Origin of the sequence: Cysteiniphilum sp. QT6929, assembly GCF_030035755.1 — a bacterium.
Taxonomy (GTDB): Bacteria; Pseudomonadota; Gammaproteobacteria; order Francisellales; family Francisellaceae; genus Caedibacter; species Caedibacter litoralis.
This window is the reverse complement of sequence record NZ_CP103983.1, coordinates 1,090,647-1,104,425: the sequence shown is the minus strand read 5'-3', so window position 1 is coordinate 1,104,425 and position 13,779 is coordinate 1,090,647. Positions and strand designations below refer to the sequence as shown.

At 39.8% G+C, this 13,779-nt stretch carries 10 protein-coding genes; all 10 read left to right on the top strand.

The features are described 5' to 3' along the window. Positions 1-115 precede the first annotated feature (115 nt). Positions 116-1,453, top strand: a complete 1,338-nt coding sequence (locus NYP54_RS04625) for an OmpP1/FadL family transporter (protein ID WP_283157367.1) — start codon at positions 116-118, stop codon at positions 1,451-1,453. A gap of 13 nt (positions 1,454-1,466) precedes the next feature. Next, the gene (locus tag NYP54_RS04620) at positions 1,467-3,155 is read left to right on the top strand and encodes an SGNH/GDSL hydrolase family protein (RefSeq protein WP_283157366.1); all 1,689 of its coding nucleotides are present in this window, start codon (positions 1,467-1,469) and stop codon (positions 3,153-3,155) included. Between the two features lie 308 nt (positions 3,156-3,463). Beyond that, positions 3,464-5,356, top strand: coding sequence for an argininosuccinate synthase (gene argG / locus NYP54_RS04615; RefSeq protein WP_283157365.1), 1,893 nt, complete (start codon positions 3,464-3,466; stop codon positions 5,354-5,356). A 6-nt stretch (positions 5,357-5,362) separates the two neighbouring features. Further along, the gene (argC, locus tag NYP54_RS04610) at positions 5,363-6,334 is read left to right on the top strand and encodes an N-acetyl-gamma-glutamyl-phosphate reductase (protein WP_283157364.1); all 972 of its coding nucleotides are present in this window, start codon (positions 5,363-5,365) and stop codon (positions 6,332-6,334) included. Positions 6,335-6,343: 9 nt separating this feature from the next. Next, entirely contained in the window at positions 6,344-7,510 is a 1,167-nt protein-coding gene (locus tag NYP54_RS04605) for an aminotransferase class III-fold pyridoxal phosphate-dependent enzyme (RefSeq protein ID WP_283157363.1), read from the top strand. A gap of 127 nt (positions 7,511-7,637) precedes the next feature. Next, entirely contained in the window at positions 7,638-8,921 is a 1,284-nt protein-coding gene (locus NYP54_RS04600; RefSeq protein WP_283155944.1) for a transposase, read from the top strand. A 266-nt stretch (positions 8,922-9,187) separates the two neighbouring features. Continuing rightward, entirely contained in the window at positions 9,188-10,201 is a 1,014-nt protein-coding gene (locus NYP54_RS04595; protein WP_283157362.1) for an acetylornithine carbamoyltransferase, read from the top strand. Next, on the top strand, positions 10,188-11,060 hold the full coding sequence (gene argB / locus NYP54_RS04590) for an acetylglutamate kinase (RefSeq protein WP_283157361.1): 873 nt from the start codon (positions 10,188-10,190) through the stop codon (positions 11,058-11,060). The genes NYP54_RS04595 and argB overlap by 14 nt, the downstream gene beginning before the upstream one ends. Positions 11,061-11,215: 155 nt before the next feature. Continuing rightward, positions 11,216-12,334 (top strand): M20/M25/M40 family metallo-hydrolase, encoded by a 1,119-nt coding sequence (locus tag NYP54_RS04585; protein ID WP_283157360.1) that lies wholly within the window; start codon positions 11,216-11,218, stop codon positions 12,332-12,334. After that, positions 12,322-13,743, top strand: a complete 1,422-nt coding sequence (argH, locus tag NYP54_RS04580; RefSeq protein WP_283157359.1) for an argininosuccinate lyase — start codon at positions 12,322-12,324, stop codon at positions 13,741-13,743. The genes NYP54_RS04585 and argH overlap by 13 nt, the downstream gene beginning before the upstream one ends. Positions 13,744-13,779: the final 36 nt, after the last annotated feature.

The window sequence follows — 13,779 nt, the reverse complement described above, 5'->3', positions numbered from 1 at the left end:
CATTCTGATTATGCCTGTGTCAATTTGACTGATCAGCTAGATTCAGTACAATCGCTCTGTTTTACGTGTAGATTAAATACATGTGTGAGCGTATTTTGTTGAAAGAGGGGAAAACATGAAAAAATTACATAAGTTGTCATTTGTGGCAGTGGCTTTTGCCGTGACTTGTCATGCCGAAGCAGCGGGCTTTCAAGTCAATGAAAATAGTGTTTATTTACAAGGGATGGCAATGGCAGGAAGTGCTGCAAGTCCAGATGATGTTAGTAGTATCTTTAACAACCCGGCTAACTTGGGCTTTATTAAAGATAGCAGCGTTTACCTTGGCGGCAGCTATATCTTACCTAGTGTGAAAATGACCAATGCACAAGCCAGTCATGGTGTGCATTACAGTACGATTCCTTTTGCCGATGATCCAGTATCGGGCGCATCATCACAAAATAGTGTGGTTGAGGGCGCGCTAGTACCTAACTTATATGGTGCGTGGCGTATTAATGACCGATTGGCTGCGGGTGTGGCGTTAACCGCACCTTGGGGAATGACAACAAATTATGATGATAATTCAGTTGTGCGCTATGCCGCACAGAAAACATCGATTGAAGTGATTAATCTAACGCCTGAGATTGCCTTTAATATTATTCCAGAGATCTCAATTGCCGCAGGTTTACAAATCCAATATGCCAGTGCCGAGTTTTCAAACTATGATGGTGAGTTGGCAACGCCTACAAATCAAGCGACTAATATTAATGGTAATGGCTGGGGTATTGGTGGAATTTTTGGGGTGATGTTTCACCCAGTGAAAGCGACTTATTTTGGTTTGAGTTATCGCACACCAGTTAAGATGAACATTGAAGGCACAGGCAATCAATGGTTATTGCCAACAGGTAGTACACCAATAACACCAGGAGCACCGTATAATAGCTATATTTCTGATGCATCGACTTCATTTAGAACCCCTGGTGTGATTAACTTTGGTATTACTCAGGACGTCACCTCAAAATGGCAAGTCAGAGGCACCGTGCAGTATACAATGTGGAGCACATTAGATAAGCTTACCATTGATACCCCAGGAGGTTATTCAACTTCTTCAACGATGCAGTTAGGTTGGAAAAACAGCTGGTTATTCTCATTAGGTACGGATTATAAAATTACTCCACATTGGTCGGTAAGAACCGGTGTGGCATATGACCAAACACCAACTGTCTCAGAAACAAGAGATGCAAGAATGCCGGATACTAACCGCATTTGGGTAACATTGGGTGGCACGTACCATGTTAATGATCATTTTTCAATTGATGCGGTTTATGAGCATATTTTCATGCTCAATCAAAGTATCAATGTCACGGAGTATACCGGTTCAAATGCAAATATTCCAAATATTGAGCAAAATAAAGTATCTGCTGATTATCGCGGATTTGCCGATATATTTGGTTTGGCATTGAGATATAAATTCTAATTATGGGGTAAAGATGATGAAGATGAATTTTTCACAATATAAAAAAGAATGGAAAAAAATCAGTCTATTGACAGCTGCAATGCTTTTATCTGCCTGTGATGGCGGAGGTGGGGGTGACAGCGCTGGTGTCGCTGTTAATGTCAGCTCACCGACGGATAATGTAATCCATGCGGATATTAATCAAAATAATCAAAAAGAGTTCACTGTAAGCGTTGGTGATCAAAGCATTGGTGCCGTCGGTCAATCAAATGCATATCAGGTGAGCGTCACACAATCCAATCCAAATGCCGGATTCACTGTTGATTTAGGGACGTGTGCGCAAACTATTAGTAATGGTCAAAGTTGTCAGTTTAGTTTGAGCTATGCGCCAACTTCAGATGCGCAATATAATCAACAGGACACTTTAACCATCAGTGTTGGTGGCACAATACAAACGATTACGGTTAAAGGTGATCAAGGGCAAGACTTTATTGTATTTGGCGATAGTTTGTCGGATGCAGGTGTGCAGGATCAGCTAGCTGCTTTGGTTAATGGGCTCAGTACTTTATCTCAGGGCGCATTCCCTGCATGGCCAACAGTGTCTGGTACATCAAATGAGAAGTCAGCAACCTACACCACGCCAGGAGGTAATGTCTGGGTTACTGATTTGGCTAAGTTGGTTGGGGCATCAGACTCGGTGGCTTTACCTAACAATAATCACTATATGCAACCGATAAAAGTGGCATATGCCAAATGGTATGACCAAGTTAACCCGCTGTTGCAGTTTTTTAAGATCTCGCTAGATACAGAAAGTAAAAAATTGACAGGGAATAATTATGCCCAAGGTGGCGCAACGACAACGTGTGCAGGGATTGGTTTGGTATTGCCTCAGTCAACTTTTAGCTCGTTGAAGGAAACCCCATATTATCCGCCTGGAAATGTACCATTATATATCCCTTCACCGATTGGACCTATTCCACAAGTGAATGGACAACCAGCTTATAGTTGTCCTAAAGCGTCTGATGCTGATTTGCAGCCAGTCTATGATCAGCTTGAAAATTATAATCAGATAGACAGTTATCTGCAAACGATGCCATTTAATGGTCCAACTGGACAATATCAAGCAGATCCAGATAAAATTTATATTTTATGGGGTGGTGCTAATAATTTATTCCTTGAGGTTGCAAAACAGCCAACACCATCCGCGGCAGAGGTTGCTCAGGTCATGACGCAAGCTGCAGGCGATATTGCCTATGATGTTCAGTATCTTGCAGCGCATGGCGCTAAGAAGTTTGTTGTGCTATTTTTACCAAATATTGGTTTAACACCATTGGCGATTGCGGCTAACCAGCAATCCGCACTTGAAAAAGCATCTGTTGCTTATAACACCGCATTGAGTAATATGTTAGGGGCATTACAAAAGCAGGATTCAAGCATTAAAATTGTGCCGGTAGATGTTTTCAATTTAATGAATGATATGGTGGCAAATTATGAGATGTCTGCATTGGGTAAAACCTATCAGTTTGATGATGTGACAACACCTGCTTGTATACAGGCGTCAGAAACAGGTAACCCATTAGCAGCTTTGACTAATTCTGCACTATTGTGTACACCGCAAGCTGATAATAAAAAACATCTATTTGAAGACACAGTACACCCAACGGCAGAAACGCATCAAGTGATTGCTGCAAAAATCGCTAAAGCAATGGAAGCGTTTAATTAATTCACGGCTAAGACTAAATATTAACCCATAAGTGCTCACCGTACCCTAAGCGTAAGTCGAGGCGATGCACTGAGCATTAGTCGAAGTGTATAAGCTTGGGAAAATCACACTTAATAGAGGCTTCGACTTACGCTCAGCCAACGCTTACAAAATCAAAGTGGGCAGTAATATGGTCATAGCCTAATTCACTAATGGAAAACCATTTTTTGATGAATTAAATTCATCAAAAAATATAAAAAATGAATTTTATCTATCATTAAGGCTTTGCTATCGTTGAGCTTCGTTTGGATTAACAAAAAATCACCTAGATGAAGCTAAGTCATGTCGACATTGTTATTGCTAATAGTACGCATTGCCATTTTGCCAGTGCCATTGCCGTACAGATTGAGGAAAGTGCTAAGCAAAGAAAGACCGGTATTGCCAAGCGTAGTGTGAACTATTTGCAGGAAAAAATACGCTCAAAACATGCAGTTATTGCGATTGATCGCCTGCTGAATCAAATCGTAGGCTTTTGCTATATCGAGTCATGGCAAGATAAAGCTTATGTGTCTAATTCAGGCTTAATTGTTTTCCCAGAATATCGCAACTTAGGTTTGTCCAAAGCCCTAAAATCAAAAGCGTTTATGTTAGCGCGTGAATATTATCCTAATGCTAAGATCTTTGGGTTAACAACCAACCCGCAGGTGATGCGTATTAATTATGAGTTGGGTTATGAGCCGGCTGCTTTTACTGGCTTAACAACGGATAAAACGTTTTGGCAAGGATGTATGAGTTGCGTGAACTTCGCTATTTTACAAGCCAAAGAATATCAAAATTGTTTATGCACAGGAATGCTGTACGATCCGCAAAGAAAACAAAAGCAAAAAGTGCAGAAAGAGCAAACAGAGCAGCAAGAGCAAGGTGTATTACAAAATAATAAAGGTAATAAAAATAATAAAAATAATGAAAGGGAGCAATCAATGAAGGTTATTGTCGCATTTAGTGGAGGTTTAGATACGAGTTTTTGTGTTAAATATTTGCAGCAGGAGCATGATCTAGAAGTGCATACCGTGACGGTTAATACGGGTGGTTTTACCCCGATTGAGCTAGCACAGATTGAACGCAGGGCTTATCAATTGGGTGCGAAATCGCATCAGAGTATTGAGGTCACAAAAGATTTTTATCAGGAGTGTGTTAAGTTTTTGATCTTTGCTAATGCACTAAAAAACAATTGTTATCCTTTATCTGTCAGTGCTGAGCGTGCTTTTCAGGCAATGACGATTGCTAAGGTAGCAAATAGCATGGGTATCACTAAGATTGCACATGGCTGCACGGGAGCGGGCAATGATCAAGTGCGCTTTGATCTGATGTTTCATATATTATCTCCAGAAGCTCAAATTATCACGCCCATTCGCGATTTGAAATTATCGCGTGCTGCTACTCAGGAGTATCTGATCAAGCATGGTGCAAGTTGCAGCGAAAGTAGCAAAAATTATTCGATCAATAAAGGCTTATGGGGCACCTCTGTTGGTGGTGTTGAGACCTTAAGTTCACATTTATATTTAAAAGATGAGGCATGGCCAACTAAGATAGCTAAAGCGCACAATCCAGAAGAAACGCTAAAGATTACCTTTATCAATGGTGAGCCAATTGCCTTAAATGACGAGTTATCAAATTCAATTCAAGTGATTCAAAAGCTTAACGATATTGCCAGTCAATATGGTATTGGGCGCGACATTCATGTTGGTGACACCATTATCAACATCAAAGGGCGTGTTGGCTTTGAAGCACCTGCGCCTTTAATACTGATCAAGGCACATCACTTATTAGAAAAGCATGTGCTGACTAAAGCACAACTTAAGATTAAAACAAGCCTAAGTGACACCTATGCGGAGATGGTGCATGAAGGACAATTTCTTGATCCGGCAGCGCGTGATATTGAAGCTTTGCTATTATCGACTCAGGCAAAGGTCACAGGGGAGGTATTTGTGAAGCTTTATCCACTTCATTTCGTACTGTTGGGTATACAGTCTGAGCATGATTTAATGCAGGCGCAACATGCCAAATATGGCGAGGAGAATGCAAGTTTCACTGGTGATGATGTTAAAGGGTTTACTAAGGTGATGAGCACACAACTGGCTGCTTATTATCAATTGCAAAATAAAGATAAATCAGTCAAGACAACGCCATTAAGCTCAATCAAAGCAGCGGTGACAGGGTGAGGTTTTATGGTTGAGTATAATAACAAAATAAAGGTCGGTATTTTAGGCGGTGCGGGTTATACCGCTGGTGAGTTATTACGACTACTGACTCATCACCCGCAGGTGGATATTCAATCCATACATAGTGCCTCACAAGGCGGTGAGTTAATCGCCAAAACACATCATGATTTCTATTTGATCGATAATAAACGCGTATTCGATAAAGAGATAAATTATAATGTTGATGTCGTGTTTTTATGTGTAGGACATGGGCAAGCTAAGGAGGCACTTAAACAGCATCAATTCAAAGCAGATACCAAGATAATTGATTTAAGTCAGGATCATCGAGATACTCAGATAAATCCAGCGTTTCTCTATGGTTTGGCGGATATTAAGCAAAGTGAGATTGCAGTTGCATCTAATATTGCTAATCCGGGTTGCTTTGCAACTGCTATTATTCTGGCGCTAATGCCTTTTGGCACTTATGTTAATGGAGATGTTCATATCAATGCCATTACCGGCTCAACAGGTGCCGGTGTAATGCCTTGTGAGACTTCACATTTTAGTTGGCGTACTAATAATATGTCTGTCTATAAAGCATTCTCGCATCAGCATCTAGCTGAAATTAAACAAGCGTTGAAATTATCTTCAAACAATCAAATATTATTTGTGCCAATGCGAGGGAATTTTAGTCGTGGTATTTTTGCCTCGATTTATTTTAAATCAGATCTCACTGAAGTAAGAGCGCAACAAATCTTGCAAGCATTTTACGAGCAAAGTGCCTTTGTCAAAGTGCTTGATCATGAGCCAGGTTTAAAAATGGTCGTTAACACCAATGCTTGTTTATTATCCGTGAAAAAACACGGTGAGTATCTGCATGTTGTTAGTGTCATTGATAATTTGATTAAAGGGGCTTCAGGGCAAGCTCTACAAAATATGAATCTGATGTTTGGCTTGCCTTGTGAGTTAGGTTTGTCACTCAAAGCCAGTGTTTTTTAAGGTGGTTTTATGAATTTATATGAAGTATACGAGCGTTATCCCATTGCATTAAATAAAGCTCAAGATGTATGTGTTTGGGATAGCAATGATCAACAATATCTTGATCTATATGGTGGCCATGCGGTGATCTCGATTGGGCATAGTCATCCGCATTATATTGAAAGAATCACTTATCAGTTGCAACAGATCGGCTTTTATTCCAATAGTGTTGAAATGCCGATGCAGCAACATCTGGCAGATAAACTGGCACAATTAAGTGGTTGTCATAATTACCAGTTGTTTTTAGTCAACTCAGGGGCGGAAGCGGTAGAAAATGCGCTTAAACTTGCCGGAGTTGTCACCAAGCGCAACAAGATAATTAGCATTAATAATAGCTTTCATGGGCGCACAAATCTTGCCTTAGTAGTTACTGATAATCCTGCCATCCAATCACCATTTTCAAATGGTTTTCAAACAATTAGTGTGCCGTTAAATGATATAGATGCGTTGAAAGAAGCGATGGATAATGATGTGGCTGCGGTGATTGTCGAAGGGGTTCAAGGCATTGCCGGTATCTATGAACCAGATATACATTTTCTACAGACGGCAAGTGAGTTATGTCAAGCGCACGGTGCAAAGTTAATTGTTGATGAGATTCAATCTGGCTTTGGACGCACAGGAGCGTTTTTTAGTTTCCAGCAATCAGGTATTGAACCGGATTTAATTACCTTTGCTAAGGGAGCGGGTAATGGCTTTCCTGTTGGTGGTGTGTTGATCAAAGATGATATTCCGGTATTGAAAAACATGTTAGGTACAACCTTTGGTGGTAGTTATCTTGCCTGTGCTGCGATGTTGGCTGTGCTTGAAGTCATTGACGATGAAGCACTTGTTAATAATGCCAAGCACCAAGGGGCATATTTAAAAGAACAATTACTACAAATCCCTGAAGTAACCGTTGTACGAGGGCGTGGGCTTATGCTAGGTGTTGAATTTAGCTTAGATTGCAAAGCCATTCGTGATGCGCTTTTAAAGCAAAAGCATATATTTACAGGTGTTGCTCAAGCCGGACAAGTGTTGCGGTTACTGCCTGCACTAACCATTCAGCAATCACATATTGATGTATTTATTTTGGCATTGAAAGAGGTGATTGCAGTTGAACACTCATCCATAAGTACTGAAAACTCCCCAAAAATTTAAAAGCGTGTACAATACGCCCGAAGCAATGATATGAGAAGAGGAATCACAAGGATGGCGCACACTACTTTTGGTGACCACATGAGCAAATTATTAAACAAAATGACATCAAAGGTGTCTTTTAAAAAATGTGAAGACGATACTGGAAAAGGTTTTAGAGCATGGCAGTTTAAACCTTTACTCAATCAGTAGCAGCCAAAAGGAGTACGAAAAATTGAGACGGACAATTACAGGTGACAATAAGCTAAATGACTTTGATCCCGAGCAAATTAGTGAAGTACTATGCGCTGAAACAGCCAAGAAATACGAGTCTTCGGATAATGTTATTTTGATTCATGATCCCAGCGAGATACGCAAAAAATATACCAAGCAAGCAGAGCATATAGGAAAAGTAAAAGATCTGAGTAAGAAAACCATCAATGGCTATAGTAGCTTCAATACAATTGCCGTTAATTTAGATAATAAACAGATTGATTTATTGGGTCATGAGCTATACAGCAACAAGCAGCCAGAGTTTTTATCAAAAGAAACGATTGAACAGTTAAGTGCCGGTGAGGATATCGTGATTTCACAGGCGTCTAAAGAAGCCTATGATGACGATAGTTATTTGACCTCAAAGCGCATAGCATTAAAGCATATTAAATCCTGCTCTAACGCCTTGAAAGAAAAGAATTCAGCATTAAATATTACGCATGTATTAGATCGTGAGTTTGATGATAGTGAGTACTTTGATTTTATACAGGAACTGAAAGATGAGTTTGTCATACGATTGAAGAAAAACAGGACAGTTTCAGGCTTAAGCGGTGATAAGGAGCAAAAAGGGAAATTGATAGATCACGCCTTTGAACATTCATATACTTTCTGTATTCAAAAGCTATACATCAGTGGACGCTGTTTTCAGGATTGCGTGATCAAGGCTAAATGGCAGAAGATTGGGCAGTATCATGTTGTTTTAATGACGCTGCTTGATCGCAAGGGCAAAGAAGCTTTTGACGAACCGATGCTTTTAATCACAAATAAGGAGCTTATGAATCAATATGACGTTTACAACGTTTATGATTGCTATTTAAAGCGCTCTCGTATTGAGGGTGTGTTTAAATTTATCAAAGGTGAGTTAGGCTGGGAAGAGTTTAGGATAAAAGACTTTGAAGGGATTAAAGCCATTACTGCTATTGGTTTCTTTGTTGCATCTTATTTATATGAGATTGGTCAAGGTGAAGTTTATGATGACTTTGTTGTATTGATTGCACAGCTTGGCGGCTCTAAATCAGGTGAAGTAACAAGGCATTACATCTTGGAAGGAATGAAAACATATCTTGCAAAACTACGCGTAGATCAGTTTATTGAGGAGCATCAGATAAGCCAAGCAGACTTAAAAGCCATATTGAATTTTATTGGGCGAGGAGAAATTTAAAAAATGAGGAGTTTTCAGCATAAGTACACATCGCACTTTGAGCGAAGTCGAAGGGTGAGTAGAAATAATGTAAAAAATAAGGTTCACCAGCTATCACCTCTCCCCTTGCGGGATTGCTCGTGCAGCTTGGGCTGCGCGGGTGAAGGGTCACATTTGTAATGGCTTCGACTGACGCTCAGCCAACGCAAATGTAATGGCTTCGATTGACGATCAGCCAACAGAGAATTTATAAGATAAAAGAAACACAGTTTCTAGGAGTAAAAAACATGCAGCAGTATTTAAGTATTAACGATATCGATAATATCCAAGAAGCGATTCAATCATGTATTGAGATTAAGCAAAATCCACATGCGAATGATAAATTAGGTGAACATAAAACCTTGGGTATTATTTTTTTAAACCCAAGTCTACGCACTAAAATCTCAACGATAAAAGCGGCACAAAATATTGGTTTAAATGTATTACCAATTGATGTTAATAATGGCTGGGCACTCGAGTTTAACGAAGGTGTGGTGATGAATACCGATAAACCTGAACATATCAAAGAGGCAGCCCAAGTTGTTGCAAGCTATTGTGACATTGTCGCAATTCGCTCCTTTGCCAAGCTCAATGACAAAGAGCAAGATTATCAAGAGCAAATCTTTAGCGCATTTAAAAAATATACAGCTTGCCCAATAGTGAATTTAGAATCAGCCTTGCGTCATCCTTTGCAGAGTCTTGCTGATATTCTAACGATTGAAGAGTATAAAAAACTAAAAAAACTAAAAAAACCAAAAGTTGTGTTAAGTTGGGCGCCACATGTTAATCCCTTGCCACATGCGGTAGCAAATTCGTTTGCTGAGAGTATGCAGTTGATGGACTATGAGTTTGTAGTAACACACCCTGAAGGTTATGAGTTGGATTCAGAATTTATCGGTGATGCTCAAGTGATATATGACCAAGATGAGGCGTTTAAAGATGCCGATTTTATCTATGTCAAAAATTGGTCAAGCACTAAAGAATACGGCAAGGTTATAAATACCGATAACAAATGGATGATTACTCAAGAGAAACTAAAACATGCTCCCAATGCCAAGGTGATGCATTGCTTGCCCGTCAGACGTAATTTAGTGATTGCTGATGAGGTGCTTGATTCTGAATGCTCAATTGTCATAGAGCAAGCTGAGAATCGACTCTATGCCGCGCAATATGTGCTATCCGAACTTGTCAAAACTTTGAAGTTACAAAAGTCAAAAGCACCATTTTTAAATGAAAAGGTCTATGCCAATGAAGTTGAATAAAGCGCTTAATATCATCAAATTAGGTGGGCGTGTAATTGATGATGAAAACAAGCTCAACATGCTATTACACGCTATTTCTCAGCAAAGTGATCCATGTGTTATCGTGCATGGCGGAGGCGATCAAGTTACCGAGTTAGCCGAGCGTCTAGGTGTTGAGTCTACCTTTATTAATGGTCGGCGTGTAACTGATCAAGCGTCATTAGATCTTGTGACGATGGTGTTAGCCGGGATCATCAATAAACAGATAGTGGCTAAGTTGCAAGCTTATGGTGTTAATGCATTGGGGCTAAGTGGTGCTGATGCTAATTTGCTACTGAGTAACAAGCGCGAAGCTCAAATGCATGATTTTGGTTTTGTTGGTGATGTTAAAGCAGTTAATCGTAATGTCTTAATTGATTTGATCAGTAATGACTTTTTATCTGTCATTGCACCGATTACGCATGATGGTAATGGGCAGCTTTTAAATACCAATGCCGACACAGTAGCATATGAAATTGCAAAAGCCTTGGCGCATCAATATCAGGTCAATCTATATTACTGTATGGATTTGGCAGGGGTTTATGAGGATGTTGCCAATCCTGACTCATTGATTGAAACCTTAGAATTAAATGTATATCAACGTTTAAAGGCAGAAGACAAGATCCAGCAAGGCATGTTGGTTAAGCTTGAGAATTGCTTTGATGCGTTAACTTCTAACGTTTATCAAGTGGTAATTAGTAATGCGGATAATATTGCTCATACCTTGCAAGGTGAGAAAGCTAAAGTCACGACAATACAGTTAGAGGAGGTAAAGAATGTGTCTGAGAAGTGTAATCACTTTATAAACACCCCGTCAGTCTACGACTGCCACCCCTCTTGAAAAGAGGGGAATGTAGAAAAGCCCTTGTTTAAACGAAGGGATGTATCGAAAAGGTTGAATATTAATTCCCCTCTTTTCAAGAGGGGTGCCAAGCTTGCGAGGCGGGGTGTTGAAGAAATATAGTAACAATCGATCTGATTTAAGGGTATTAATTAATGACAAATAGTATAAGTATGCATTCTGATGTGTTGATTGAAGAGATAACACATAAACAAGCAGAAGCCTTGGCATTACTCAAGTGTTTAATTGAAATCCCATCGATTTCAAAAGATGAGGCACAAAGTGCGACATTTATTCAACAATGGCTGTTTGAACGTGGTATTGCTAGTACCTTAGTTGGCAATAATGTGTGTGCTAAGAATAAATATTATGATGATAATAAACCATCTGTTTTACTGATTTCACATCATGACACGGTGCCACCGAGCAAGAGCTATACCCGTGATCCTTATTGCGCAGAAATCATTGATGGCAAATTATATGGACTGGGATCCAATGATGCCGGTGGCGCATTGGTGAGTATGATAACCACGTTTAGTTATTTTTATGATAAAGCCAATTTACCCTTTAATTTGTTGTTATGCGCGGCTGCAGAAGAAGAGGTTTCAGGCAAAAATGGTGCCGAGTTGGCACTAACCTTTTTTGATGCTATTGATTTCGCGATTGTTGGTGAGCCGACGAACATGGAGCTTGCAATTAGCGAAAAGGGTTTAATGGTTTGTGATTGTGTCGCCCATGGCAAGACAGGACACGCTGCACGCAATGAGGGAGATAATGCAATATTAAAAGCTGTTGATGATATTAATTGGATTAACAGTTATCAATTTGCACAAACCTCAGAGACATTGGGTGATGTGAAAATGAGTGTGACGATGATCAACGCTGGTGTGAAGCATAATGTTGTCCCTGAAAAATGTCATTTTGTTGTTGATGTTAGATCGACTGATGCTTATGGTAATGAAGATGTACTGCATATTATGCGCCAATATATGGCATCAGAGATTACACCTAGATCACTACGCATTAAGGCGAGTAAAACGCCACTTGAGCACCCATTAATGCACGCATTATTAGCAAAAGGTATCAATAGTTATGGCTCGCCAACGACGTCAGATCAAGCGATTGTGAATTGCCCGAGTGTTAAGTTCTCACCAGGAGATTCAAAGCGTTCACACAGTGCCGATGAATTTATTTATGTAGAGCAAATCAACGAGGGCGTTCTATTTTTTATCACATTTTTTAATGAATTAAAGGACAAGCCATGGCAGAAGTAATTAATAACGAAAAGCAAGAAAAACAAGAAAAACAAAAACTCTGGGGCGGGCGTTTTAGTGAGGATAATAATCCCTTGTTTGTGCGCTTTAATGAGTCATTGAGTTTTGATTATCGGCTGCTCCCCTATGATATCAAAGCAACAAAAGCGTTTACGGAGGCACTGTGCGATATCAACGTTTTATCTGATAGCGAATTACAGGCGTTGCATCAAGCCTTAGCAGAGATCGAACATGAGGTTAATAATAATCCATACCTTATTCAGCAGGCAATCAATGATGGTGTTGAAGATATTCATACCTTTGTTGAGCAATCGCTGGTGGGTAAAATAGGTGATCTTGCCTATAAAGCCAACACTGGAAGATCGCGCAATGAACAGGTCTCTTGTGCGACAAGGTTATGGGTGCTTGAGCATATTGAGCATTTATGTGATTTGATTAAAGCCTTGCAAGCGGCTTTTGTCGCGCAAGCTAAAGCCAATGTTGACGTGTTTGTCATGGGTTATACGCATTTGCAACAAGCACAACCGATCACTTGGGGGCATTATTTCTTATCCTTTTATGAAATGTTGAAACGCGATTATGAGAGACTTATTGATATTAAAAAACGCGTCAATGTCTCACCACTAGGCATGGGGGCGATTGCTGGCAATGCGTGGCATTTGGATCGCCAGAAAATGGCAGATGCGTTGGGGTTTAATGAAATTGCCCAAAATAGTCTAGATGCAGTCAGTGATCGCGATTATATTATTGAACTATTAGCTGCGATTAGCCTTATTGGGACACATTTAAGTCGTTTTGCTGAGGATATGATTATCTATTCAACGACCGAGTTTGGTTTGGTTCAAATGAGTGATTTAGTCACGACGGGTTCATCACTTATGCCGCAGAAGAAAAACCCTGATGCGATGGAGTTGGTTCGTGGCAAAGCAGGACGTTTAAATGGCTATTTAGTTGCATTACTAACAACCGTTAAAGCCTTACCATCGGGGTATAACAAAGATCTGCAAGAGGATAAAGAAGCACTTTTTGCAGCCGTTGATACCGTGAGTGACTTACTGAAAGTAACAACGATAACTGTTGAAAGCTTGGCGGTAAATAAAGATAAAAACTATGATGGTAGTTTTTGTGTGGCAACGGAGCTTGCTGATTATCTTTCTAAAAAAGGTATTGCCTTTAGAAAAGCACATCATATTGTCGGAGAAATTACCGCGTATGCTTTAAGTAAAAATAAGTCATTAACTGATTTAACACTTTCTGAATTTCAGCATTTTTCAGTGATGATTGACGATGATGTTTATCAAGTGTTGAGCATTGAGTCAGCGGTTAATAGTAAGACAGCAATGGGTGGTACGGCAGTTGCTAATGTTGCAAAAGCGATTTCTGCGATTGAGAAAGTAGTGCAACTCTAGAGCTTTATTTTTTTGGCTAAGACTAAATGCTCATCC

Bases quoted from the DNA above. Each gene is read 5' to 3' on its own strand.
- argG (WP_283157365.1), top strand. From the start codon at position 3,464: ATGAAGCTAAGTCATGTCGACATTGTTATTGCTAATAGTACGCATTGC.
- NYP54_RS04595 (WP_283157362.1), top strand. From the start codon at position 9,188: ATGCAGCAGTATTTAAGTATTAACGATATCGATAATATCCAAGAAGCG.
- NYP54_RS04620 (WP_283157366.1), top strand. From the start codon at position 1,467: ATGATGAAGATGAATTTTTCACAATATAAAAAAGAATGGAAAAAAATC.
- argB (WP_283157361.1), top strand. From the start codon at position 10,188: ATGAAGTTGAATAAAGCGCTTAATATCATCAAATTAGGTGGGCGTGTA.
- argH (WP_283157359.1), top strand. From the start codon at position 12,322: ATGGCAGAAGTAATTAATAACGAAAAGCAAGAAAAACAAGAAAAACAA.
- NYP54_RS04625 (WP_283157367.1), top strand. From the start codon at position 116: ATGAAAAAATTACATAAGTTGTCATTTGTGGCAGTGGCTTTTGCCGTG.
- NYP54_RS04585 (WP_283157360.1), top strand. From the start codon at position 11,216: ATGACAAATAGTATAAGTATGCATTCTGATGTGTTGATTGAAGAGATA.
- argC (WP_283157364.1), top strand. From the start codon at position 5,363: ATGGTTGAGTATAATAACAAAATAAAGGTCGGTATTTTAGGCGGTGCG.
- NYP54_RS04605 (WP_283157363.1), top strand. From the start codon at position 6,344: ATGAATTTATATGAAGTATACGAGCGTTATCCCATTGCATTAAATAAA.